The following is a 24,543-nucleotide window of genomic DNA, read 5'->3' as shown; positions in this document are numbered from 1 at the left end:
AACATCGACGCACCGGAAACGGGGTCGGTGGGACGTCCCCGGTGTCCGGTCGCGTGACCTGCCCATTGATGCGCAGGCCGCCTGCCATGTCTGGGGAGTGGCACCGTGACAGGGTTGTGGGGTGTTCGCCCTCGGTGGCGGACGGACGTCCTCGGTGAGTTCTTCTGCCCGGGCTGCGGCGGGGACCGCAACTACCGCCGGCAGCACGGCCGGCGGTGGCTGCGGCTGCTCGGCACACCGGTGCTGCCGCTCGGGCCGGTGCTCGGCAGCGTGCAGTGCACCTCCTGCCACGGCCGGTACGGCACCGAGACCCTGGACCAACTCACCTGCGTCCGGCTGGCCGCGATGCTGCGCGACGCCCAGTACACGGTCGCGCTGGCCGCGCTGGCGGCCGGCGGCACCGCCGGCCGGGCCGGGCGGGACGCGGCCTGCGCGGTGATCCGCGAGGCCGGCTTCGAGGACTGCGGCGAGGCCCAGGTGCTGGCCGCCCTGGCAGCGCTCTCCGGCCACGCCGGCGGCGAGCCGCTGGACGTGGACGGGGTCGGCAGCGGCCTCGCCGTCGAACTGCACGCCGCGCTGGAGCCGCTCGCCCCGCACCTCGCCCAGCAGGGCCGCGAGCGCCTGCTGCTGCAGGGCGCCCTGATCGCCCTGGCGGACGGCCGCTACCTCCCGCAGGAGCGGGCCGCGCTGGCCGTGATCGGGCGCTGCCTGAAGCTCTCCGACCACCAGGTCGGCGCACTCCTCGCCGCGGCCACCCGCACCCCGCACTGACGCACGCACCCCCGCACCGACCCACCCCCGCACCGACGCATCCCCGCACCCGGCACCGAGGCACCCCCCACGCCCGGCCCGCTCCACCCGCACCGACCTCCCAGGCCGGGCCCGACCCCCCTCCGGGCCCGCCGTGTCCCGCACCGCTACGGGCCGACCCCCCCACGGGCCCGGGTGCGGGCACACGGCTGCCCGCCCCCGGGCCGGCCGCCGGATCGGGCGGTCGCGGGCCGAGTCACCCCGGTTCTGCGCGACAATGGTGGGATGTCCACACTGTCCGACCGTCGCCGGCGAGCCCTGGCATGAGCCTGTTCCGCGACGACGGCGTGGTGCTGCGCACCCAGAAGCTCGGCGAGGCCGACCGGATCATCACCCTGCTGACCCGCCACCACGGCAAGGTCCGCGCGGTCGCCCGCGGCGTCCGCAAGACCAAGTCGAAGTTCGGCGCCCGGCTGGAGCCGTTCTCCCACGTCGACGTGCAGTTCTTCAGCCGCGGCAGCGACCTGGTCGGCCGCACCCTGCCGCTGTGCACCCAGGTGGAGACGATCGCCCCCTACGGCGGTCCGATCGTCGGCGACTACGGCCGCTACACCGCCGGCACCGCGATGCTGGAGACGGCCGAGCGGTTCGCCGAGAACGAGGGCGAACCGGCCGTCCAGCAGTACCTGCTGCTGGTCGGCGGCCTGCGCACGCTGGCCGCCGGGCTGCACCGCTCGCACCTGGTGATGGACGCCTTCCTGCTGCGCTCGCTCGCCGTGAACGGCTACGGGGCCAGCTTCACCGACTGCGCCAAGTGCGGACTGCCGGGCCCCAACCGGTTCTTCTCGCTCCAGGCGGGCGGGGTGCTGTGCGTGGACTGCCGGGTTCCCGGAAGTGCCGTACCCTCCCCTGAGACACTGGTACTGCTGGGCGCGCTGCTGTCGGGGGACTGGCAGGCGGCGGACAACTGCGATCCCCGGTACTGGCGTGAGGGCAGCGGGCTGGTGGCCGCCTATCTGCAGTGGCACCTGGAGCGGGGCATCCGCTCGATGAGATACGTGGAGAAGTGAGCATGGCAGCGCGACGGCTGTTCGGCAGCAAGAAGCGGGACTACATCACGCCCGCCCCGCACCCGAGCGGCGCCAGGCCGCCCAAGCTCCCGGGCGAGCTGGTGCCCAACCACGTCGCCTGCGTGATGGACGGCAACGGCCGCTGGGCCAAGGAGCGCGGCCTGCCCCGCACCGAGGGCCACAAGGTCGGCGAGGCGGTCGTGCTGGACGTCCTCAAGGGCTGCCTGGAGATCGGCGTCAAGAACCTCTCGCTCTACGCCTTCTCCACCGAGAACTGGAAGCGCAGCCCGGACGAGGTGAAGTTCCTGATGAACTTCAACCGGGACGTGATCCGCCGCCGCCGTGACGAGATGGACGAGCTGGGCATCCGGATCCGCTGGGCCGGCCGGATGCCGAAGATGTGGAAGAGCGTCGTCCAGGAGCTCCAGGTCGCCCAGGAGCAGACCAAGGACAACGACGCGATGACGCTGTACTTCTGCGTCAACTACGGCGGCCGGGCCGAGATCGCGGACGCCGCCCAGGCCATTGCCCGGGACGTGGCGGCCGGCCGGTTGGACCCGAAGAAGGTCACCGAGAAGACCTTCGCCAAGTACCTGTACTACCCGGACATGCCGGACGTGGACCTCTTCCTGCGCCCCAGCGGCGAGCAGCGCAGCTCCAACTTCCTGGCCTGGCAGTCCGCGTACGCCGAGTTCGTGTTCCAGGACGTGCTCTGGCCGGACTTCGACCGCCGCGACCTGTGGCGGGCCTGCGAGGAGTACGCGCGGCGCGACCGCCGCTTCGGCGGGGCGATCCCGAACGCGGTCGAGGCCGAGGAGGCCGAGGAGGCCGAGACCCCCGGGTTCCCGGCCCAGCGCTGACCGGACCGCACACGCGCACGCGAACGGGGCGGGGCCCGGGTTCATCGGAACCCGGGCCCCGCCCCGTACCGTTTGTCCGCGCTCAGGCCTTCTTGGCGCACGCGGCGCAGGTGCCGAAGATCTCCAGGGTGTGCGCGATGTCGCTGAAACCGTGCTCGGCGGCGACCGCGTTGGCCCAGCGCTCGACGGCGGGCCCCTCGACCTCGACCGTGGCACCGCACTGACGGCAGACCAGGTGGTGGTGGTGCCCGCTGCTGCACCGGCGGTAGACGGCCTCGCCGTCCGCGGTGCGCAGCACGTCCACCTCACCCGCGTCGGCGAGCGACTGGAGGGTGCGGTACACGGTCGTCAGCCCCACCGAGTCGCCCCGGTGCTTGAGCATGTCGTGCAGCTCCTGCGCGCTGCGGAAGTCCTCGATCTCGTCCAGGACCGCCGAGACGGCGGCTCGCTGCCGAGTCGATCGCGCGCGCGGCGACGGGCCTGCGGTGGTCACCGTGAGTCCTCCTGGTGGTCGGGTGCTGTCGCACCTCATTGTGCCAGCCCCGTACTGGGCAGCGGGGCGTCCGTACGGCTCCCGTCCGCCTGCCCGGGGAGCACCACGTCGCACACCGCGGGCCCCGCGGAGGGCTCCGCCCGGTGCCGGCGCCGGGCCAGCGGGGCGGCGACCGCGCTGAGCACCGCGAACGCCGCGATGGCCAGCAGCACGATGGCCGGGCCTGACGGCACGTCCGCCTGGTACGAGCCGGCCACCCCGAGCACGGCCACCCCGATGCCGAGCCCGACGGCGGCCGCCTGGGTGGCGGCGAACGACCGGGTGAGCTGCTGGGCGGCGGCCACCGGGACCACCATCAGGGCGCTGACCAGCAGCAGGCCCACCACCCGCATGGCCACCGTGACGGTGACCGCGGCGGTGATCGCGAGCAGCAGGTTGAGCAGCCGCACCGGGATGCCGGTGACCCGGGCGAACTCCTCGTCCTGGCAGACCGCGAACAGCTGCCGGCGCAGGCCCACCGTGACGACCACCACCACGGCGGCCAGGGCGCCGATCACCCACAGGTCGCTCGCCGAGACGGTCAGGATGGAGCCCCACAGGTAGCTCTCCAGGCTGCTGCTGCCGGCCTGCGGGCTGAGGCTGACCAGCAGCTTTCCGCAGGCCATGCCGCCGTAGAAGAGCATCGCGAGGGCGATGTCGCCGCGCTGGTTGCCGCGCGAGCGGACCAGCTCCATGACGATCGCGCCGAGCACGCAGACCAGCACGGCCATCCAGACCGGGCTGGTCTGGAAGACGAAGCCGAGGCCGACGCCGGTGAGCGCGACGTGCCCGATTCCGTCGCCCATCAGGGCCTGCCGGCGCTGCACCAGGTAGATGCCGACCGAGGGCGCGGTCACCCCGACCAGGACGGCGGCGATCAAGGCCCGCTGCATGAAGTCGAACTGGAGCATCTCGATCATGACAGCAGCCCCGGGTTGCTCAGGTGGTGGTCGTCGGCGTGCGGATGCACGTGGTCGTGGCCGGGCAGTGCGTGCTGGCCGACCCCGCGCGGCGGCGGCCCGTCGTGCGCCACGCAGCCGTCCCGGAGCACCACGGCCCGGTCGATCAGCGGTTCCAGCGGGCCGAGTTCGTGCAGCACCAGCAGCACGGCGGTGCCGCGGGCCACCTCGCTGCGCAGGGTGTCGGCCAGCACCTGCTGGCTGTCCAGGTCCACCCCGGCCATCGGCTCGTCCATGATCAGCAGGTCGGGCTCGCCGACCAGGGCCCGGGCGATCAGCACCCGCTGGTGCTGGCCGCCGGAGAGCCCGGCGACTCCGTCCGAGGCGCGGTCGAGCATGCCGACGGCGGCCAGGGCCCGGTCCACCGCGTCGCGGTCACGGCGGCGGAAGGGCAGCAGCCGGTGCTGCGGCAGCCGGCCGGTGGAGACCACCTCGCGGACCGTGGCGGGGACGCCGCCGGCGGCGGTGGTGCGCTGCGGCACGTAGCCGATCCGCTGCCAGGCCCGGAACCGCGGGTACGGGGTGCCGAACAGTTCGAGGCTGCCGCGCTGGAGCGGCACGGCGCCGATCACGGCCTTGACGGTGGTCGACTTGCCGGAGCCGTTGGCGCCGAGCAGCGCGACCACCTCGCCCTGCCGGACGGAGAGGTCGATGCCGCGCAGGACGGGTCGCCCGCCGAGCGCGGCGGTGGCGTCGGTGAGCCGGACGGCGGCCGGGCCGGCGGCCTCGCCGGAATGGCCGGCCGGCCCGGGGTCGACCGCTTCGGAGATGACGGTGCTCATGGGTGGTTCCCCCTCAGCTGGTGGCGCCGAGCGCGGCCTGCAGGTTGGTGAGGTTCTGCTTCATGACCGAGAAGTAGTCCGTGCTCGCCGGGTCCTTGACGCCCTCGATCGGGTCGAGCACGGCGGTCTTCAAGCCGAGGTCCTTGGCGACGGTGGTGGCCAGCCGAGGGTCGACCAGGGTCTCGAAGAAGATCGTGGTGACACCGTGCTCCCGGGCGGCCTGCTGGATGGCGGACAGGCGGGCCGGGGTGGGCTCGGCCTCCGGGTCGACGCCGTTGATCGCGACCTGCTCCAGGCCGTAGTGGTCGGCGAGGTAGCCGAAGGCGGCGTGGCTGGTGACGAAGGTCTTGCCGCGGACGTCCTTCAGGCCGTCCCGGAACTCGGTGTCCAGCGCGGTCAGCCGGGCCACCATGTCGTCGGTGTTGTGCTGGTAGTCCGCGGCGTGCGCCGGGTCGGCCGCGGCGAACTCGGCGCCGACGCTGCGGGCGACGGCCGCGTACCGGGTCGGGTCGAGCCAGATGTGCGGGTCGCCGGTGGCGCCGCCGTGCGCGTGGGCCTCCTCGCCGCCCTCCTCGCCGCCCTCGTCCAGGTGGTGGTCGACCAGCGGCGAGGCCGCGGTGGCGTCGACCACGTGCTGGGAGTGGGTGCCGGCGACGGCCTTGTCGACGCTCGGCTGCAGGCCCTTGAGGTAGACCACGGCGTCGGCGCTCTGCACCGCGCCGACCTGCTTGGCCTTGAGCTCCAGGTCGTGGGGTTCGACCCCGGCGGCGGTGAGGCCGGTGACCCGGACGTGGTCGCCGCCGATCTGCCGGGCGAGGAACTCCATCGGGTAGAACGACGCCACCACCTTCATCCGGCCGTCACCGTCGGCGGCGCTGGAGCTGCCGCCGCAGCCCGAGAGCAGCAGGGCGGCGGTGGCTGCGGTGACGGCGAAGGCTATGGAGGTGCGTCGGGTCGTCATGACAACCATTCTCATCTTGAGTGGAAATGATTGTCAACTCACCCGATTGGCTGATCGTGCGGAACGAATGTGCGAGGTCGGCGGCCCCGGCGGCCGGTGCGGGGGCGGGGGTGCGTCACCGGCGCGGTGCGGGCGCGTCGAAACCGGTGTGACAGCGGGCCCCGCTCGCCCGGTAGCCTGAGGTATTCGGGTGCGTGCAACCAGCCGCGCCTTGACCGTGCCGTCGTACTGAAGAGAGCACTGTGGCCGCCGACAAGATCGACACCATCGTCAGCCTGAGCAAGCGCCGTGGCTTCGTCTATCCCTGCAGCGAGATCTACGGAGGTACGCGCGCCGCCTGGGACTACGGACCACTGGGTGTCGAGCTCAAGGAGAACATCAAGCGCCAGTGGTGGCGGACGATGGTCCACGCTCGCGAGGACGTCGTCGGTCTCGACTCCTCGGTGATCCTGGCCCGCGAGGTCTGGGAGGCCTCCGGTCACGTGGCGACGTTCAACGACCCGCTGACCGAGTGCCTCTCCTGTCACAAGCGCTTCCGCGCCGACCACCTGGAAGAGGCGTATGAGGCCAAGCACAACCGGCTGCCCGCCAACGGCCTCGCCGACATCAACTGCCCGAACTGCGGCAACAAGGGCGCCTTCACGGAGCCCAAGGAGTTCTCGGGCATGCTGAAGACGCACCTGGGCGTCACCGAGGACGCGGGCGGCCTGGCCTACCTGCGCCCGGAGACCGCGCAGGGCATCTTCACCAACTTCAGCGCCGTCCAGACCACCTCGCGCCGCAAGCCGCCGTTCGGCATCGCCCAGACCGGCAAGAGCTTCCGCAACGAGATCACCCCCGGCAACTTCATCTTCCGCACCCGCGAGTTCGAGCAGATGGAGATGGAGTTCTTCGTCAAGCCGGGCGAGGACGACCAGTGGCACGAGTACTGGCTCCAGCAGCGCTGGGACTGGTACGTCGACCTCGGCCTGCGGACCGAGAACATGCGCTTCTTCGAGCACCCGAAGGAGAAGCTCTCCCACTACGCCAAGCGCACCGTGGACATCGAGTACCGCTTCAACTTCGGCGGCACCGAGTTCTCCGAGCTCGAGGGCATCGCCAACCGCACCGACTACGACCTCACGGTGCACAGCGAGCACTCCGGCAAGGACCTGCGCTACTTCGACCAGGAGTCCGGCGAGCGGTACTTCCCGTACGTCATCGAGCCGGCCGCCGGTCTCAACCGCGCGATGCTGGCCTTCCTGCTGGACGCCTACTTCGAGGACGAGGCGCCCAACGCCAAGGGCGTCATGGAGAAGCGCGTCGGCATGCGGCTCGACCCGCGGCTGGCCCCGGTCAAGGTCGCGGTGCTCCCGCTGTCGCGCAACGCCGACCTGTCCCCGAAGGCCCGCGGCCTGGCCGCCGACCTGCGCACCGCGTGGAACGTCGAGTTCGACGACGCCGGCGCCATCGGCAAGCGCTACCGCCGCCAGGACGAGATCGGTACGCCGTTCTGCGTCACGGTCGACTTCGACACCCTCGAGGACAACGCGGTGACCATCCGCGAGCGCGACACCATGGCGCAGGAGCGCGTGTCGCTCGACCAGGTGAAGTCCTACCTCGGGGCGCGCCTGATCGGCTGCTGAGCCGCCGACCCTTGCCACGGCCCCCACCGCACTGCGCGGTGGGGGCCGTCCGGCGTTTCCGGTCGATGCGGCTCAGCCGCGACCCCAGGCGCGGCGGCGGCCCGCGGCCCGGCCGGCCCGTTCGGTGGGCAGCCCCGCCGTGCGCAGCGCGGCCAGCGCGGTGCGGGTCGCGCTCTCGTCCAGCGCGGCGATCGCGCCGAGCAGGGCCTCGTACCGCACGGGGTCGTGCCGCACGGCCCGGCCGAACTCGCCGAGTCCGGTGGCCGACCGCAGTCGGACCACCTCGGTGACCAGGGCCACCGCCGGCTCGCCGGTCAGCTCCAGGCACACCTCGGCGACCTCCGCGATCGGGCGCCCGGCGGCCTGGCGCAGCAGCGCCCGGCTGTCGGCGGACCGGCCCGCGGTGGACAACTGCTCGGCGAGCCGGGCGAGTTCGACGGCGGAGGCGGAGCCCCACTCCCACAGCAGGGTCTGCGCGTCCGCGCTCTGCCCGGCCTCCTCCAGGGCGGCCAGCAGCTCCGGCAGCCGCTCGGCGGGCGTGGCCCGCAGCAGGTGGAACAGGTCCGCCGCCTCCTCCACCAGGCCGGCCTCCCGGAGCCCGGCCAGGGTGCCGACGGCCTGAACGGCCGGTCCGCCCGCGGTGGTCCGGGCCAGGTAGCCGGCCGCCCCGGCCGGGCCGGCGGCGTGCAGCCGGGTCGCGAGCCGGACCACGTCGGCGGGCGCGAGGGCGAGGGCGGCGCGGGCGACCAGGGCGGCGGACTCGGTGCCGGAGCCCCTGCGGTGCAGGTCGGCGATCAGGCCGGCGAGCGCGGTGAGCTCCTCGGCGCTGCGCGGGCGCGGGCCGGCGGCCGGTGCGGCGGTGCCCGGCGCGGCCGCGGCTGCGGTGGCCTCGGCGGCCTCGGGGATCGGGGGCGCGGTGGCGGTGGGTTCGGCGATCGGGGGAGCGGTGGCCGAGGCGGGTGCCGGTGCCCGCAGGTCGTCCGCGCGGTCGTCCCGCCGCTGGTCCCACCGCTCGTCCTGCCGGTCGCCCCACCGTTCGTCCTGCCCGTGGCCGGTCGGGCGCCGTGCGCCGGTGGGCCGGGCCGCGGGTGGATCCGCCGGCTGCTCCCGTTCGGCGAGCAGTCGCAGCCGGTCCTGCCACTGCCGGCACCGCTCGCCGAGCTCCGCCCGCGCCTGCCGGGCCCGGTCCAGCTGCCGCAGCAGGTCCTCGGCCGGCGCGGGCGCCGCGCGGACCGCCTCGGCCAGCCGCCGTTCGCGCAGCGCGGCGTACTGCCGGGCGCGCAGCAGCTCGCCGAGTTCGGCCCGCACCGTCTCGACCTCCGCCGCCGTGGGGCCCAGCTCCTGGACTGTCATCGTGTCCGACCCGCCCTCTCCGCCCGGACGACTCCTGCCCCGCCCCCGGGCCATGCCTGCCCGCCATCCTCACCCGCCGATACGGCAGGCGGGTTACGGGCAGGAGACGATGCCCTTACGGCTGGGAGTGTCCCAACTGGCCTGCTGGGGTTGGTCGGTGGGAGAAGCCGCAGGTGGGGAGGGGCGGGCGGGGCCGGATAGGCGGGTCAGCCGGCGAGCCGGGCCCGGGCCTCCATCAGGGCGAAGCCGAGCAGGTTGAGCCCGCGCCAGCGCAGCGGATCCACCGCCCCCTCGGCGTCGGCGGCCAGGCCGATCCCCCAGAGCCGGTCCAGCGGGCTGGCCTCGACCAGCACCCGGCCCGAGGTGCCCAGCAGGTAGCCGCGCAACTCCTCGTCGGCCCCGAACTTGGCGACGTTGCCCCGTACCACCAGGTCGAACCGCTCGGCGGCCCAGCGCGGCTCATCGAAGCCCCGCACCAGCCGCCCGAGCTTCTTGGCCTCGGCGGGCGTACGGGCCGCCAGGATCCGCGGGACGATCTCCTCGTCCCCGAACAGCCGGGCCTTGCCGGCCATCATCCAGTGCTCGGCCGTCGGGTAGTGGTCCCCGTCGACGGTGAACCCGGCCGGCCACCACTGGCTCAGCGCACCGGCTCCCACGCTGCCGTCGCGCTCCGGCCGGTGGCCCCAGAACAGCAGGTACTTGGGCCGCGCGCCGGCCCGCACCAGGGCGCTGAGCTCCTCGCGGGTGCGGGCGTCGGTGGGGGAGGAGGGATGCACGGTCGTCATGCCGCCATCGTGCCACCCGCCACCGACGGCGGTCCCCCCGGATGACCGTGCCACCCGGCCCTCCCGGGCCGTCCCGGAGCGCTCCGGGTGGTCACGGACGGTGACCCGGCCGGGCCGATCCGCGGGTGGGGGACAATGGAGAGTCTCGAACCCCTCCCCCTGAGGACTTGCCGCGCATGACCACCACGCCCGACCCCGCCCCGGCCGCCACCGAGTTCGCGCCGCTGAACATCGGCCCGATGCAGGTCTGGCCCCCCGTCGTGCTTGCCCCGATGGCGGGCATCACCAACGCGCCCTTCCGCACCCTGTGCCGTGAGCAGAGCGGCGGACGCGGCCTGTTCGTGTCCGAGATGATCACGACCCGGGCCCTGGTGGAGCGCAACGCCAAGACCATGCAGCTGATCCACTTCGACCCGAGCGAGAAGCCCCGGTCGATCCAGCTCTACGGGGTGGACCCGGTGACCGTCGGCAAGGCCGCCCGCATGATCGCGGACGAGGGCCTGGCCGACCACATCGACCTCAACTTCGGCTGCCCGGTCCCCAAGGTGACCCGCAAGGGCGGCGGCTCCGCGCTCCCCTACAAGCGGAACCTGCTGCGGGAGATCCTGCGCGAGGCGGTGGCGGGCGCGGGCGGGCTGCCGGTGACCATGAAGATGCGCAAGGGCATCGACGACACCCACCTCACCTACCTGGACGCCGGCCGGATCGGCGCGGAGGAAGGGGTCTCGGCGATCGCCCTGCACGGCCGCACGGCCGCCCAGCACTACGGCGGCACCGCCGACTGGTCGGCCATCGCCCGGCTGCGCGAAGCCGTCCCGGCCGGCATCCCGGTGCTCGGCAACGGTGACATCTGGTCGGCCGGCGACGCGGTCCGGATGATGCGGGAGACCGGCTGCGACGGCGTGGTGGTCGGCCGCGGCTGCCTGGGCCGGCCGTGGCTGTTCAAGGACCTGGTCTCGATCTTCGAGGGCGCGCAGGACCAGGCCCGCCCGGCCTTCGCGGACGTGGCCCGGTCGATGGTCCGGCACGCCCAGCTGCTCGGCGAGTGGATGGGGGACGAGGCCCGCGGTGTGGTCGACTTCCGAAAGCACGTCGCCTGGTACACCAAGGGCTTCTCGGTCGGCTCCGAGCTGCGGGTGCGCCTGGCCAACTCGAGCTCGCTGGCCGAGCTGCGCGGCACCCTCGACCAGGTTGACCAGGCACAACTGTGGCCGGCGGGCGCCGACGGGCCGCGCGGGCGGACGAGTGGCAACAATCGCGTTGTCCTCCCCGAAGGCTGGTTGGACGATCCGTACGACTGCGCGCTGCCCAGCCATGACGCCGAATCGGACACCTCCGGCGGCTGACCCCTACACGCTGTCGAAATTGGCCGAGGTGGCACGCAGGCCGCCTCGGCCCGGCCCTCTTGGACAACCTGGCCAAGAGGGCTCCTTTGAGGCAGATTTCACTCACGCTGAGCGGCCGGATCCTCACGCAATGCCACGAATGGCGCAGTCGTGCTACGCCTGTCGGCTGAGATGCGCCCGTGACGCTTGCCACATATCGTGGCCGTTGACGCTCGGTCAGGTGTCTCCGGCGGGGTGAGCGGGTGTGAATCGCTTCCCGAAGGGGTTCCGCGGCGGATCGGTGCGGCTGGTTGCAGGAAATCAAGCCGGTGCAACGCGGCTGTCCGCGAACCATCACGCTCTGTCCGGTTCATGTGATCTTGGCGTTTCCATGTGTTCACTTCTTGAAGCATCGCTAGCGTCAGCCGGACGATTTCACCAACAGAGGCAAACCTCCTGACGGGCTTTCGATCTGTCGGGTCGCCGAGCATCCCGAGGCGCGTACGTCATGTCGGGGGCGCGACACCACCTTCGAAATGGGTATGTTCTGCGGCGTCAGGGCCACCGTGTGCGAGGAGACCGACCCGTGCCGTCCCAGCAGAAGTTTGTTTACTCCTTCACCGAAGGAAACAAGGACCTCAAGGACCTTCTTGGCGGGAAGGGTGCGAACCTCGCCGAGATGACCAACCTTGGCCTCCCCGTCCCTCCGGGGTTCACCATCACCACCGAGGCCTGCAAGGTCTTCCTGGAGACGGGCAGCGAGCCGGGTTCGCTCAACGACGAGATCAGCCGGCACCTGGTGGCCCTCGAGGCCGAGATGGGCAAGCAGCTCGGCCAGGCCGACAACCCGCTGCTGGTGTCCGTCCGCTCCGGTGCCAAGTTCTCGATGCCCGGCATGATGGACACCGTCCTCAACATCGGGCTCTCCGACGCCTCGGTGGTCGGCCTGGTCGCCCAGTCCGGCAACGCGCGCTTCGCCTGGGACTCCTACCGCCGCCTGGTCCAGATGTTCGGCAAGACCGTGCTGGGCGTCGAGGGCGAGCTGTTCGAGGACGCGCTGGACGAGCTCAAGCACACCAAGGGCACCGCCAACGACCTCGACCTCACCGCCGAGGACCTCCAGGTGCTGGTCGAGACCTTCAAGCAGATCGTGCTCCGGGAGACCGGCCGCGCGTTCCCGCAGGAGCCCCGCGAGCAGCTCGACCTGGCCATCCACGCCGTCTTCCACTCCTGGAACGGCGACCGGGCCCGGCTGTACCGCCGCCAGGAGCGCATCCCGAACGACCTGGGCACCGCCGTCAACGTCTGCTCGATGGTGTTCGGCAACCTCGGCGAGGACTCGGGCACCGGTGTCGCGTTCACCCGCGACCCCTCCACCGGCACCCAGGGCGTCTACGGCGACTACCTGCAGAACGCCCAGGGCGAGGACGTCGTCGCGGGCATCCGCAACACCCTGCAGCTCGCCGACCTCGAGCAGCTCGACAAGAAGTCGTACGACGAGCTGATGTCGATCATGCAGACCCTGGAGACGCACTACCGGGACCTGTGCGACATCGAGTTCACCATCGAGCGCGGCAAGCTCTGGATGCTGCAGACCCGGATCGGCAAGCGCACCGCCGCGGCCGCCTTCCGGATCGCCGTCCAGCTGGTCGACCAGGGCCTGATCGACCTGGACGAGGCGCTGCACCGGGTCACCGGCGGCCAGCTGGCCCAGCTGATGTTCCCGCGCTTCGCGCCCACCGCCGAGACCAAGCCGGTCGCCTGGGGCATCGCCGCCTCGCCCGGCGCCGCGGTCGGCCGGGTGGTCTTCGACTCCTACACCGCCGTCAAGTGGTCGCGCTCCGGCGAGAAGGTCATCCTGGTCCGCCGGGAGACCAACCCGGACGACCTGGAAGGCATGATCGCGGCCGAGGGCATCCTGACCTCGCGCGGCGGCAAGACCTCGCACGCGGCCGTGGTCGCCCGCGGCATGGGCAAGACCTGTGTCTGCGGCGCCGAGGAGCTGGAGGTGGACACCAAGAACCGCAAGTTCACCACCTCCGGCGGCCAGGTCGTGCACGAGGGCGACGTGGTCTCCATCGACGGCGCGAACGGCAAGGTCTACCTGGGCGAGGTCCCGGTGCTGCCGTCCCCGGTGGTCGAGTACTTCGAGGGCACCCTGCACGCCGGCGCCGACGTCCAGGGCGGGCTGGTCCAGGCCGTGCACCGGCTGATGGCGCACGCCGACGTCCGCCGCCGGCTCGCGGTGCGCGCCAACGCCGACAACGCCGAGGACGCGAACCGCGCCCGCCGCTACGGCGCCCAGGGCATCGGCCTGTGCCGCACCGAGCACATGTTCCTCGGCGAGGAGCGGCGCAAGGAGGTCGAGCACCTGATCCTGGCCGACAACGACAAGGACCGCGAGACCGCGCTCAGCTCGCTGCTGCCGCTGCAGAAGGGCGACTTCCTCGAGCTGTTCCAGTCGATGGACGGCCTCCCGGTCACCGTCCGGCTGCTCGACCCGCCGCTGCACGAGTTCCTCCCCGACATCACCGAGCTGTCGGTGCGCGTCGCCCTCGCCGAGGCCCGCAAGGACCCGAACGAGAACGACCTGCGGCTGCTCCAGGCCGTGCACAAGCTGCACGAGCAGAACCCGATGCTGGGCCTGCGCGGTGTCCGTCTCGGCCTGGTCATCCCCGGCCTGTTCGGGATGCAGGTCCGGGCGATCGCCGAGGCCGCGGCCGAGCGCAAGCTGGCCGGCGGCGACCCGCGCCCCGAGGTGATGATCCCGCTGGTCGGCACCGTCCAGGAGCTGGAGCTGGTCCGCGACGAGTGCGAGCGGGTGCTGGCCGAGGTCTGCTCCTCGACCGGGGTGTCGTTGGACATCAAGCTGGGCACCATGATCGAGTTGCCGCGCGCCGCACTGACCGCGGGGCAGATCGCGGAGGCCGCGGAGTTCTTCTCCTTCGGCACCAACGACCTGACCCAGACGGTCTGGGGCTTCTCCCGGGACGACGTGGAGGCCTCGTTCTTCACGGCCTACCTGGAGAAGGGCATCTTCGGCGTCAGCCCGTTCGAGACCATCGACCGGGACGGCGTCGGCGCGCTGGTCAAGCTGGCCGCCGAGGCCGGCCGGGCCACCCGCCCGGACCTCAAGCTCGGGGTCTGCGGCGAGCACGGCGGTGACCCGGACTCGGTGCACTTCTTCCACGAGGTGGGGCTCGACTACGTGTCCTGCTCCCCCTTCCGGATCCCGGTGGCGCGCCTGGAGGCAGGCCGCGCCGCCCTCGAGACGGCGGGCAGCGACTCGCGCTGACGGGAGGGCGACCCCCCGCAGGCGCGGTCCCATCGCTGACCGCACCCCCTCCATCCGGGGAGGGGCGTACGGCGGAGCTCGGCGCAGGAGAGCCGCCGTACGTGAGCAGTCGGGGCGGGCACGGACAATGGCGTCCGGGCCCGCCCCGGCGGCGTTTCGGGCCCCGGGCGGGTCACCGCCGGGGCAAGCTGGGCGGATGCGCGGCCGCCTGCTCCCCGTCCTGCTGCTCCTCGCCGGCGCCCTCGGCGCCCTGACCGGGTGCGACTCCGGCCCTGCCACGACCGCGACCGCGGTGACCACCGCGCCCACCGCGCCGCCCGGGACCGGGGCGGCCGCCGGCTGGGTGCCGAGCGACCCGGCCCTCGCGGACGTCTGCCGCTCCCGGCTCCCGCCGCAGGCCGCGGCCACGCTGGCGCTGATCGCCGCCGGCGGCCCGTACCCGTACCGCGCCGACGGCACCGAGTTCCAGAACCGGGAGCACCGGCTGCCCCGGCAGCGCGGCGGCTACTACCGCGAGTACACCGTGGTCACCCCCGGCTCGGCGGACCGGGGCGAGCGCCGGGTGATCACCGGCTCGGCCGGCGAGCGGTACTGGACCGCCGACCACTACGGCTCGTTCCAGGAGATCGACGTCCGGTGCTGAGCCGCCCGCCGGCGGGCGCCGCGCCCGCGCGCCCTGCCCGGCGTCCTTGCGCCCCGCCTCCCCGGTCGCGAGGATCATGGCCATGCCCACCTTCACCGCTCAGGACGGCACCACCCTCGCCTACCGCCGGATCGGCCGCGGCGAACCGCTGATCTGCCTGCCCGGTGGCCCGATGCGCGCCGCCGCGTACCTCGGCGACCTCGGCGGCCTCGCCGCGCACCGCACCCTGGTCCTGCTCGACCTGCGCGGCACCGGACGCTCCGGGCACTCGGCCGACCCGGCCGGCTACCGCTGCGACCGCCAGGTCGCCGACGTCGAGGCGCTGCGCGTCCACCTCGGCCTGGAACGGATCGACCTGCTCGCCCACTCGGCCGGCGCCGGCCTGGCCACCCGGTACGCCGCCGAGCACCCGCACCGGCTCGGCCGGCTCGCCCTGATCACCCCGGCCACCGCCGTGGTGGGCCTGGACGCCGACCCCGAGGACCTGCGGGAGTCCGTCCGCCGCCGCGGCAACCCGGTCTGGGGCCCGGCCGCGCTCGCCGCCCTGGAGACGGCCCTGGTCGGCACGCCCACGGACGACGAGTGGGCCGCCCTCCAGCCGCTCTACTACGGCCGCTGGGACGCGGCGGCCCAGGCGCACGCCGCCTCCGCCCCGGAGCAGCGCAACCTGGCGGCCGCCCCCATGTTCCGGGCGCCCGGCGCCTTCGACCCGGCCGCCACCCGGGCTGGCCTGGCCGGGCTCGCGGCGCCCGTCCTGGTGCTCTCCGGCGAACTCGACGGCGGCCCGCCCCCGCACCGGGCCGCCGAGTTCACCGAGGCCTTCCCGCGGGGCGTGCACCGGACCCAGCCCGGCGGGGGCCACTACCCCTGGCTGGACGACGCCGACGGCTTCGTGCGCACCGTCACGGAATTCCTCGGCGGCTGAGCCCGGTGGGTGGGAGGATCCCTGCTCGATGACATCCCTACCGACCAGCACCCCTCCCGCCCTGGACTCCCTGCACGGCCTCTCGGTCGGCGACGCGCTCGGCGCCCAGTTCTTCCTCCCCGACCACCGTGACCTGCTGAACCGCCGTCAGGCCCCGCCCGGGCCCTGGCCGTGGACCGACGACACCGAGATGGCCTGCTCGGTGCACGCCGCCCGGACCGAACGCGGCGGCATCGACACCTTCGACCTCACCCACGCCTTCGCCCGGCGCCACGACTTCGACCGCGGGTACGGTCCGGCGGCGAACCGCCTGCTCCGGCTGGTCCGGGAGGGCGGCGACGCACCCCGACTGGCGGCCGCGCTGTTCGACGGCCGGGGCTCCTACGGCAACGGCGCCGCGATGCGGGTCGCCCCGCTGGGTGCCGCGCACGCGGCCGACCCGGCGGGGGTGGTGCGGCCGGCCGCCGACACGGCGGTGATCACCCACACCCACCCGCAGGCCGTCGACGGTGCGATCGCCGTCGCGGTGGCCGCCGCCTACGCCGTCCGGGCCAGGACCGAACCGACCTCGCCGGAACGCTTCCTGGCCGCCGTCGCCGCGCTGACCCCGCCGGGCGCCGTCCGGCGGGGGATCGCCGAGGCGCTGCGGCTGACCGGGGCGGACCCGCTCTCCGCCGCCCGGGTGCTCGGCAACGGCTCCCGGGTCAGCGCCGCCGACACCGTCCCGTTCGCGCTCTGGGTCGCGGCGCGGCGCCTCACCGACTACCCGACCGCGATCTGGGAGACCATCGGCGCGGGCGGCGACGTGGACACCACCGCCGCGATCGTCGGCGGCGTGGTCGCCGCCCGCACCGGCACCGCAGGCATCCCCGCCGGCTGGCTGGCGGCCCGCGAACCGCTCCCGGACTGGGCCACCCCGGCCCCGGGCAGCGTCGCGGCGGCGCCGGTGCCGCGGTGCCCGATCCAGCTGCCCCGGCCCGCCCCCGTCCCCCCGGTCCGCTGGAGCGAGGAGCACTGGCAGCGGATCCGCTCCGGACTGCTGCCCCCGGCCGCGGCCGGCCGGCTGGCCACCCACACCGCCGAAGGCGTGCTCCACGTGCACCTCGCGACCGGCCCGGCTCCCCGAACGACCGTGCCCGCCACCGGCCCCGCCCTCGCCGAGATCACGGTGGAGCCGCTGCCCGGCCCGGACGGCGGCTGGCGGCCGGTCTCGGCCGTGGTCGAGGCCCATCCCCGGCACCACGACGGCGAGGGAGCGCCGCTGGTGGCGCGGCTGCTCGCGCTGCTCTGACGGCGGCGCCGCTCCCGGCCGGGTGATTCGGCCGGGAGCGGCACCGACCGCCGTCCGGGCGGTCCTAGGCTGCGGGTATGGCACATCTGCTCTCCGTCAACCTCGCCCACCCCCGACCGAACCCGGCGAAGCCCGCGACCGCGTCCACCGGGATCGACAAGCGCCCGGTCGACCACCCGGTGGAGCTGCGCCCGCCGGGGCCGAAGAGCGCCGCGCGCGGCAGCGGCCTGGTCGGTGACAGCATCTTCGACACCCGCAACCACGGCGGCGACGACCAGGCCGTCTACGCCTACGCCCGGGAGAGCCTGGACCACTGGGAGCGCAGCCTCGGCCGCGAGCTGGCCGGCGGCTGCTTCGGGGAGAACCTCACCACCACCGGCCTGGACGTGGACGGCGCGCTGATCGGCGAGCGCTGGCGGATCGGTGACCAGGTGCTGCTGGAGGTGTCCTCGCCGCGCATCCCGTGCTCGACCTTCGCCCGCTGGCTGGACGAGCGCGGCTGGGTCAAGCGCTTCGCGCACGGCGCCCGGCCCGGCGCCTACCTGCGGATCGTCGAGCCGGGCGAGATCCGGGCCGGCGACCGGGTCACCGTGGAGCACCGGCCCGACCACGGCGTCAGCGTCGAGCTGTGCTTCCGGGCCCTGATGACGGACGCTCAGCTGCTCACCCGGCTGGTCGACCTGGAGGCGCTCCCCGAGGAGACCCGCGAGCTGGCCCGCAAGCGCACCGGCGGGGCGCCGCCCTACGACGCGCAGGTGTGGGAGGCCGACGCCTGAGCGCGGACGGCGGCGGTCCGTCCCCGCCCCGGGTGGGGACGGGGACCGGACCGCCGCCGGTGCGCGGTCAGGCCGCGATCAGTGGGCCGCCGTGTCTAAGACACTCCTGGTTGAGCGCCGGGTCCGGCGCGCTCGGCGAGGTGGCGGCCGCGATCCGCAGCTCGATGATGTCGCGGACGGCCTCCCACTCCTCGTCCAGGATGGAGTAGAACGCGGTGCTGCGGACCTCGCCGTCCAGGCCCCGCGAGTGGGCCCGGCGGACCCCTTCGCAGGTGGCGCCCAGTCGCTCGATCGCGGTGCGCGAGCGGCTGTTGCGGGCGTCCGCGCGCAGCGAGATCCGCCGCACGCCCCAGGTCTCGAAGGCGTGCCGCAGCATCAGCAGCTTGGCCTCGGTGTTGATGCCGGTGCCCTGGGCGCGCGGCGAGAGCCAGGTGTTCCCGATCTCGGCGGCGTCCGGCACGGCCAGCAGCGGATCACCGTGCGGCACGCCGGGGACCGGCGGCCAGACCAGCGGCCCCTGCCAGTAGTCCAGTTCCAGGAAGCGGGTCGAGCCGACCACCCGGTCGTCGGCGGTGTTCACCGTCGCGAAGGGCAGCGACCGGCCCGCCGCCTGGTCGGCCAGGGCACGGGCGACGTACTCCCGGGCGGCTTCCAGGCCGTGCGGAACAGGGGTGAAGGCGTAGGTCGTACGGTCCTCGGCGCCGGCCTCGGCCAGGGCCGCGGCGTGGTGCTCGGCGAGGGGCTCCAGCCGCACGGTGCGGCCGTAGAGGGTGACGGGTACGGGCACGGATCCTTCGGTCCTTCGGCGTTCGGAGGGGCCCGTCAAGCCGGGGTACGGCACGAGGGCAGTGGTCTTTTCGCCCCGGCTCCGGGTACGGCCGCCGCGGCCGCCGCGCCGTCCGGAACGCGGACGTACGGCGGTGCCGGCGGCCCGGAAGCGGGCAGCGCGGTGCCGGAACGGCGTCGGATCGACGGAGCCGGGCCGGCGGGACGAGCGAGGGGACAGTGTGCGTCCGCGAGATGGCCGAAGGAGGAACGAGAGCGCGAAGGAAGCAGGCGGCCAGGTGAAGGCAAGGTGCGGGAGGAGTGGCTGGCCGAGCACCGGACCGGGTCGTGGCCCACGACGTGACGAACGGCGTGGCGACGACGCGACGATGCGAGGCAGCGAGAGGACGATACCCGCCCGGAGCCGGTGCGTCACCTCGCATCGCGCGAACGGGGGCGCGCGATCGCCGCCGCCCGCCCGGAACGGGCCGTCCGCAGCCGCTTCGAAGGCTCCGACCTGCGGTTTTCCGGAGAGGTGAGAAGATTCCGGGGACAGCGCGAAGACGGCGGGCGCGACGGGAATGCCGACGGCCCCGGGCACGCTGGACTGAAGCAGGTGGGCCGGGCCGTGACAGGCCGCTCCGCCGTGGGCGGGCCCAGCAGGGCCGGCCCGGTGACACGACGAGACGGAACGGGGTTGGGTGCACCGTGCGTGATCCCAAGGAGCTGTACCGGCTGGAGCCGCTGGGCGTGGCCGGGGTGGCCGCCGCCCGCGACGCGGCCGCGGAGGCCGAGACCGGCCTGGTACTGCTGTACCACTTCGAGGGCTTCATGGACGCGGGCGAGGCCGGCGGTCAGGTCGTGGCGCACCTGCTGGAGCAGGGCCGCCCCCAGGTGGTCGCCAGGTTCGACCACGACCGCCTGGTCGACTACCGGGCCCGCCGCCCCGCGATGACCTTCGACAAGGAGACCTGGACGGACTACGACCCGCCGGAGATCCTGCTCCAGCTGGCGCACGACTCCACCGGCGCGCCGTTCCTGGTGCTCACCGGCCCGGAGCCGGACACCGAGTGGGAGCTGTTCGCGGCGGCCGTGCGCGGCCTGATCGAGGAGTTCGAGGTCCGGCTGTCGGTCGACTTCCACGGCATCCCGATGGGCGTGCCGCACACCCGCCCGGTCGGGGTGACCCCGCACGGCAACCGGCTCGACCTGGCGCCCGGGTACCCGAAGTGGTTCGAGCAGGCCCAGGTGCCGGGCAGCGCCCAGGCGCTGCTGGAGTACCGGCTCGGCGAGTCCGGCCACGACGTGCTCGGGTTCGCCGTCCACGTGCCGCACTACATCGCCCGCTCGGCCTACCCGGCCGCCGCCGTGGTGATCCTGGAGGCGGTCCAGTCGGCCACCGGCCTGGTGCTCCCCGGCAGCGAGCTGCGGGTCCGGGTGGACGAGGTCTACGCCGAGATCGAGGACCAGCTGACCCAGGGCGACGGCGAGCTGCGCTCCGCCATCCGGGGCATGGAGGGCCAGTACGACGCGGTGGCCGGCGCCGAGGACCGGGAGAGCCTGCTGGCGCAGAGCGCCGACCTCCCCTCCGCGGACGAGCTGGGCCGGCGCTTCGAGGAGTTCCTGGCCGAGCACGAGCGCGGCGCGGACTGACCGCGACACCGCGCGGGATCGCAGCCGGGGCCGGGATCGATTCCCGGCCCCGGCTCGTTGTGCGGCCAGGACGCCCGGGGGACGGGCCGTCCGTCGCTTACGATGACGGCCCGACCCCGGGGGAGTGATGGGTGTGGATCTCAGGCGTGCCGCAGCGGTGTGCGCCCTGGCCGGGCCGCTGGCACTGGCCGGCTGCGCGGGCGGCGGCTCCGGCGCCCCGGCACCGGCGGCCACCGCTCCCGCGGCCGTGACAACCCCCGTCACCACCCCCGCGCCCACGCCGTCCGCCCGCCCCGCCGGGCCGTACGCGGCGCTCGGCGACTCCTACACCTCGGGCCTCCAGGTGCCGCCGCAGCAGGGCACCCCGAAGGGCTGCGCCCGGTCCGGGGCGAACTACCCCTCGCTGGTGGCGGCCCGGCTCGGGCTGGCCGGCCCGGACTTCCGGGACGTCAGCTGCAGCGGCGCCCGCACGGCGGACCTGGCGGCGGCCCAGCAGACCTCCGGCGGCGCCAACCCGCCGCAACTGGACGCGCTCACCGCGGACACCCGGCTGGTCACCCTCGGGATCGGCGGCAACGACGCCGGCCTGATGGACGTGCTCGGGCGGTGCGCGCTGGAGAGCGCCAAGCACGCGGTGGCCTCGGCGCTGACCGGGTCACCCGCGGCCTCCGGGGCGACCGCCGGAGCGCCCTGCCAGGAGTACTACACCGCCGCGGACGGCACCGACCAGGTCGGGCGCCGGATCGAGGCGACCGGCCCGAAGGTGACCGAGGCGGTCGCGGCGATCCGGCAGCGGGCCCCGCGGGCCACCGTGCTGGTCGTCGGGTACCCGGCGCTGCTGCCGGCCGATCCGGCGGCCTGCACGGCCACCCTCGGGTCCGGCGTGGCGCCGGGCGACCTGGCCTTCCTCGGCCGCGAGCAGCAGCGGCTCAACGCGGTGCTGCGGCAGGCCGCGGAGGGCGCCGGGGCCCGCTTCGTGGACACCTACGCGCCGTCGGCCGGCCACGACATGTGCGCCGGCGAGGCCGAGCGCTGGGTCGAGCCGCCGATGCCGGCGCCCGGGCTGGCCGCGCTGCACCCCAACACGGCGGGGGAGGCGGGGATGGCCGCGGCCGTGCTGGCGGCGGCCACCGCCTCCTGACGCCCGCTCAGCCCACCCGGGCCGGGTGGACGGCGATCCGTACCGCCGGATCGTCCAGGCACTCCCCGGTCAGCAGGTCGAAGCGCTGCTTGAGGAGCGGCGAGGCGACGTACACCCGGCCGTCGGCGGTGGCCCCGAGCAGCCCCCGGGAGAGCACGTACGCGCCGGTGAACGGGTCGCGGTTGGCGACCGCGTACACGGTGTCCCGGCTGTCCCGGAAGACGGCGGCCTGCCGGCCGTCCGGCAGCAGTACGGCGACTCCGCGGCCGGGGACGAGCCGGTGCAGGTCGCAGACCGGGGCCCAGCTCCGGCCGGCCAGCACCTCGATCCGCCCGCCGGTGCCGCTGCCGCTACCAGTACGAGTGTCGAGCGCGGTGCCGGTCAACGTGAGGCCTCCAGGACGGGGGTGCGGCGGGCGAGGGCGGCGAGCAGCTCGTCCTCCGTGGTGAGCACGGTCAGGTCGGGCTTGAGCTGGTCGCGTTCGGGGGTGAAGCGGATGCTCGGGTCGGGCACCCCGGGCGCGTTGACGAAGGAGACGAACCGGGCCGCGCGCTGCGGGTCGGCCAGGGTGGCGGCCCACTCGTCCTCGTAGCCGGTCACGTGCCGGGCCATCAGGGCCTCCAGGTCGGCCGCGATGCCCAGGCTGTCCTCCACCACCACGGCCCGGACGTGGTCGAGCCCGCCCTCGATCCGCTCCAGCCAGGCGGAGGTCCGCTCCAGCCGGTCGGCGGTGCGGATGTAGAACATCAGGAAGCGGTCGGTGAGCCGGATCAGCTGCTCGTCGTCCAGGTCCTGGGCGAGCAGGTCGGCGTGCCGGGGGGTGGCGCCGCCGTTGCCGCCGACGTAGAGGTTCCAGCCGTTGGAGGTGGCGATCACCCCGAAGTCCTTGCCCCGGGCCTCCGCGCACTCCCGGGCGCAGCCGGAGACCGCCGACTTGAGCTTGTGCGGGCTGCGCAGGCCGCGGTAGCGCAGCTCCAGCCGGATCGCCATGGCGACCGAGTCCTGCACGCCGTAGCGGCACCAGGTGGAGCCGACGCAGGACTTCACCGTGCGCAGCGACTTGCCGTAGGCGTGGCCGGACTCGAAGCCGGCCGCCACCAGCCGGTGCCAGATCAGCGGCAGCTGGTCCACCCGGGCGCCGAACAGGTCGATCCGCTGACCGCCGGTGATCTTGGTGTAGAGCCCGAAGTCGCGGGCCACCTCGCCGATCACGATCAGCTTCTCCGGGGTGATCTCGCCGCCCGGGATCCGCGGCACCACCGAGTACGAGCCGTTGCGCTGGAGGTTGGCCAGGAAGTGGTCGTTGGTGTCCTGGAGCGCGCCCTGCTCGTCGTCCAGGATGTGCCCGGAGACCGCCGCCAGTTCGGGCGCCAGCGAGGCGAGCACCGAGGCCACGGTCGGCTTGCACACCTCGCAGCCCTCGCCGCCCAGCCGGCCGTGCTCGGCGAGCAGCCGGCGGTGGGTGCCGATCCGCTTGACCCGGACGATCTCGTACAGCTCCGCGCGGGTCTGCCCGAAGCAGGGGCACAGGCCGCGGTCGACCTCGACTCCGGCGGCCGCCAGCTCCTCGTCCACCACCGTGCCCAGCAGCTTGACGCAGGACCCGCAGCCGCTGCCGGCCTTGGTGCACGCCTTGACCTCGGGGACGCTGCCGCAGCCGTGCTCGGTCACGGCCGCCCGCACCGCGCCCTTGGTGACGTTGTGGCAGTTGCAGACCATGGCCTGGTCGGGCAGCGCCGCGCTGCCCAGCCGGACGGGCGCCGCCCCCAGGCCCGCCGGCAGCACCAGGGACTCGGCGGGCACCGGCAGCGGGTCGCCCGTCCCGGCCAGCGGGCGCAGCGTGGCGTAGGACTCCGCGTCGCCGACCAGGATGCCGCCGAGCAGCGCGCCCTCGGGGGTGACCACGAGCTTGCGGTAGAGGCCGGCGCGGGCGTCGGAGTACACCACCTCCAGCGCGCCGGGGGTGGTGGCGAAGGCGTCGCCGAAGCTGGCCACGTCGACCCCGAGCAGCTTCAGCTTGGTCGACAGGTCGGCCCCGGTGAACGGCTGCACGGCCTGCCGGGCCAGCTGCTGGGCGACCGTGCGGGCCATCTCGTAGCCGGGCGCGACCAGGCCGTAGACCCGGCCGTCCGCGGCCAGCGCGCACTCGCCGATGGCGAAGACGTCCGGGTCCGAGGTGCGGCACAGCTCGTCCACGGCGATCCCGCCGCGCTCGCCGACCGCGAGGCCGCACTCCCGGGCCAGCGCGTCGCGCGGGCGCACACCGGCCGAGAAGACCACCAGGCCGGTGTCCAGCCGGCTGCCGTCGGTGAAGGCCATCCCGGTCGCCCGGCCCCCGGAGACCTCGACGGCCGTGGTGCCGACCCCGGTGTGCACCACCACCCCCATCCCCTCGACGGTGCGCCGCAGCGCAGCGCCGCCGCCCTCGTCCACCTGGACGGGCATCAGCCGCGGGGCGAACTCCACCACGTGGGTCTCCAGCCCGAGGCCGCGCAGCGCACCGGCCGCCTCCAGCCCGAGCAGCCCGCCGCCGACCACCGCGCCGACCGTCCGCCCGGCCGCGTACGCCTCGATGGCCTGCAGGTCCTCGATGGTCCGGTAGACGAAGCAGCCCTCGGCGTCCCGGCCCGGCACCGGCGGTACGAACGGGTACGAGCCGGTGGCCAGCACCAGCGTGTCGTAGCGCAGCCGGTGCCCGGCGGCGGTGGTGACGGTCCGGGCGGCCCGGTCGACAGCGGTGACCGGCGAGGACAGGTGCACCTGGTAGCCGTGCCGGTCGGTGAACCCCTCCTCGGCGAGCAGCAGCTGCTCGGGCGTGCGGCCGGCGAAGTACGAGCTGAGGGCGACCCGGTCGTAGGCCGGCCTCGGCTCCTCGGCGAGCACGACGACCCGGTAGCGGTCGGCGGCGCCGGTCTCGGCCAGGGCCTCCAGGAAACGGTGGCCGACCATGCCGTACCCGACCAGGACCAGCGTGGGCTTGGGGGTGGTCATAGGGGAGTCCCTCCGGTGGTGGTGCTCCGGGCGGTCCGGGCGGTGGAGCAGTGCAGCGAGC

Annotated in this window: 21 protein-coding genes; 12 read left to right on the top strand and 9 right to left on the bottom strand. The window is 74.1% G+C overall.

All coding sequences use genetic code 11. The features are described from left to right. The first annotated feature begins 105 nt into the window (after nucleotides 1-105). The 3 genes from ABT014_RS23560 (at nucleotide 106) to ABT014_RS23550 (ending at nucleotide 2,680) form a co-directional block, all read left to right on the top strand. Nucleotides 106-771, top strand: a complete 666-nt coding sequence (locus ABT014_RS23560) for a TerB family tellurite resistance protein (protein WP_350641007.1) — start codon at nucleotides 106-108, stop codon at nucleotides 769-771. Nucleotides 772-1,073: 302 nt separating this feature from the next. Continuing rightward, nucleotides 1,074-1,820 (top strand): DNA repair protein RecO, encoded by a 747-nt coding sequence (gene recO / locus ABT014_RS23555; RefSeq protein ID WP_350641005.1) that lies wholly within the window; start codon nucleotides 1,074-1,076, stop codon nucleotides 1,818-1,820. A gap of 2 nt (nucleotides 1,821-1,822) precedes the next feature. Continuing rightward, a complete protein-coding gene (locus ABT014_RS23550) occupies nucleotides 1,823-2,680 on the top strand; it encodes an isoprenyl transferase (protein WP_350641004.1) in 858 nt (285 codons plus the stop codon). A gap of 82 nt (nucleotides 2,681-2,762) precedes the next feature. On the opposite strand, the gene ABT014_RS23545 is transcribed toward ABT014_RS23550, so the two are convergent. Genes ABT014_RS23545 through ABT014_RS23530 form a run of 4 tightly spaced genes read right to left on the bottom strand, consistent with a single transcriptional unit; the run spans nucleotide 2,763 to nucleotide 5,914 of the window. Continuing rightward, nucleotides 2,763-3,173, bottom strand: a complete 411-nt coding sequence (locus ABT014_RS23545) for a Fur family transcriptional regulator (RefSeq protein WP_350641003.1) — start codon at nucleotides 3,171-3,173, stop codon at nucleotides 2,763-2,765. A gap of 35 nt (nucleotides 3,174-3,208) precedes the next feature. Then, nucleotides 3,209-4,129: a metal ABC transporter permease gene (locus tag ABT014_RS23540; RefSeq protein ID WP_350641041.1), complete on the bottom strand. Its 921-nt coding sequence runs from the start codon at nucleotides 4,127-4,129 to the stop codon at nucleotides 3,209-3,211. Further along, nucleotides 4,129-4,953 (bottom strand): metal ABC transporter ATP-binding protein, encoded by an 825-nt coding sequence (locus tag ABT014_RS23535; protein ID WP_350641002.1) that lies wholly within the window; start codon nucleotides 4,951-4,953, stop codon nucleotides 4,129-4,131. Before ABT014_RS23535 ends, ABT014_RS23540 begins: the two co-directional genes overlap by 1 nt. 13 nt (nucleotides 4,954-4,966) lie before the next feature. Further along, a complete protein-coding gene (locus tag ABT014_RS23530; protein ID WP_350641001.1) occupies nucleotides 4,967-5,914 on the bottom strand; it encodes a metal ABC transporter substrate-binding protein in 948 nt (315 codons plus the stop codon). Between the two features lie 242 nt (nucleotides 5,915-6,156). On the opposite strand from ABT014_RS23530, the gene ABT014_RS23525 reads away from it, so the two are divergent. Next, nucleotides 6,157-7,539 carry a glycine--tRNA ligase gene (locus ABT014_RS23525; protein WP_350641000.1) on the top strand — a complete coding sequence of 461 codons (1,383 nt, stop codon included), beginning with the start codon at nucleotides 6,157-6,159 and terminating at the stop codon, nucleotides 7,537-7,539. 72 nt (nucleotides 7,540-7,611) lie between these two features. On the opposite strand, the gene ABT014_RS23520 is transcribed toward ABT014_RS23525, so the two are convergent. Together ABT014_RS23520 and ybiA are read right to left on the bottom strand one after the other, a co-directional pair. Next, complete coding sequence (locus tag ABT014_RS23520; protein WP_350640999.1) at nucleotides 7,612-8,892, bottom strand: hypothetical protein; 1,281 nt, start codon at nucleotides 8,890-8,892, stop codon at nucleotides 7,612-7,614. A 206-nt stretch (nucleotides 8,893-9,098) separates the two neighbouring features. Continuing rightward, nucleotides 9,099-9,677 (bottom strand): riboflavin biosynthesis intermediates N-glycosidase, encoded by a 579-nt coding sequence (ybiA, locus tag ABT014_RS23515; protein ID WP_350640998.1) that lies wholly within the window; start codon nucleotides 9,675-9,677, stop codon nucleotides 9,099-9,101. A 176-nt stretch (nucleotides 9,678-9,853) separates the two neighbouring features. Between ybiA and dusB the strand changes: the two genes are divergently transcribed. The 6 genes from dusB (at nucleotide 9,854) to ABT014_RS23485 (ending at nucleotide 17,932) form a co-directional block, all read left to right on the top strand. Continuing rightward, the gene (gene dusB / locus ABT014_RS23510; protein WP_350640997.1) at nucleotides 9,854-11,023 is read left to right on the top strand and encodes a tRNA dihydrouridine synthase DusB; all 1,170 of its coding nucleotides are present in this window, start codon (nucleotides 9,854-9,856) and stop codon (nucleotides 11,021-11,023) included. Between the two features lie 547 nt (nucleotides 11,024-11,570). Further along, complete coding sequence (gene ppdK / locus ABT014_RS23505) at nucleotides 11,571-14,297, top strand: pyruvate, phosphate dikinase (protein ID WP_502895078.1); 2,727 nt, start codon at nucleotides 11,571-11,573, stop codon at nucleotides 14,295-14,297. Between the two features lie 196 nt (nucleotides 14,298-14,493). After that, entirely contained in the window at nucleotides 14,494-14,940 is a 447-nt protein-coding gene (locus tag ABT014_RS23500; protein ID WP_350640995.1) for a guanyl-specific ribonuclease, read from the top strand. An 82-nt stretch (nucleotides 14,941-15,022) separates the two neighbouring features. Continuing rightward, the gene (locus ABT014_RS23495) at nucleotides 15,023-15,865 is read left to right on the top strand and encodes an alpha/beta fold hydrolase (protein ID WP_350640994.1); all 843 of its coding nucleotides are present in this window, start codon (nucleotides 15,023-15,025) and stop codon (nucleotides 15,863-15,865) included. A 28-nt stretch (nucleotides 15,866-15,893) separates the two neighbouring features. Next, the gene (locus tag ABT014_RS23490; protein ID WP_350640993.1) at nucleotides 15,894-17,156 is read left to right on the top strand and encodes an ADP-ribosylglycohydrolase family protein; all 1,263 of its coding nucleotides are present in this window, start codon (nucleotides 15,894-15,896) and stop codon (nucleotides 17,154-17,156) included. Between the two features lie 77 nt (nucleotides 17,157-17,233). Further along, nucleotides 17,234-17,932, top strand: a complete 699-nt coding sequence (locus ABT014_RS23485) for an MOSC domain-containing protein (protein ID WP_350640992.1) — start codon at nucleotides 17,234-17,236, stop codon at nucleotides 17,930-17,932. A gap of 67 nt (nucleotides 17,933-17,999) precedes the next feature. On the opposite strand, the gene ABT014_RS23480 is transcribed toward ABT014_RS23485, so the two are convergent. Then, nucleotides 18,000-18,719, bottom strand: coding sequence for a GNAT family N-acetyltransferase (locus ABT014_RS23480; RefSeq protein ID WP_350640991.1), 720 nt, complete (start codon nucleotides 18,717-18,719; stop codon nucleotides 18,000-18,002). 686 nt (nucleotides 18,720-19,405) lie between these two features. On the opposite strand from ABT014_RS23480, the gene ABT014_RS23475 reads away from it, so the two are divergent. Then, nucleotides 19,406-20,350 (top strand): PAC2 family protein, encoded by a 945-nt coding sequence (locus tag ABT014_RS23475; RefSeq protein WP_350640990.1) that lies wholly within the window; start codon nucleotides 19,406-19,408, stop codon nucleotides 20,348-20,350. 133 nt (nucleotides 20,351-20,483) lie between these two features. Beyond that, on the top strand, nucleotides 20,484-21,491 hold the full coding sequence (locus tag ABT014_RS23470; protein WP_350640989.1) for an SGNH/GDSL hydrolase family protein: 1,008 nt from the start codon (nucleotides 20,484-20,486) through the stop codon (nucleotides 21,489-21,491). Between the two features lie 7 nt (nucleotides 21,492-21,498). Here the strand turns inward: ABT014_RS23470 and nirD are convergent, their stop codons facing one another. Both nirD and nirB read right to left on the bottom strand, forming a co-directional pair. Then, the gene (gene nirD, locus ABT014_RS23465) at nucleotides 21,499-21,819 is read right to left on the bottom strand and encodes a nitrite reductase small subunit NirD (protein ID WP_350641040.1); all 321 of its coding nucleotides are present in this window, start codon (nucleotides 21,817-21,819) and stop codon (nucleotides 21,499-21,501) included. A 53-nt stretch (nucleotides 21,820-21,872) separates the two neighbouring features. After that, a complete protein-coding gene (gene nirB, locus ABT014_RS23460) occupies nucleotides 21,873-24,482 on the bottom strand; it encodes a nitrite reductase large subunit NirB (protein ID WP_350640988.1) in 2,610 nt (869 codons plus the stop codon). Between the last annotated feature and the right edge of the window lie 61 nt (nucleotides 24,483-24,543).

The organism is Kitasatospora sp. NPDC094015, assembly GCF_040304075.1.
Classification (GTDB): domain Bacteria; phylum Actinomycetota; class Actinomycetes; order Streptomycetales; family Streptomycetaceae; genus Kitasatospora.
Note: the sequence above shows the minus strand (reverse complement) of the source record. Positions and strands in the feature narration are given on the sequence as shown.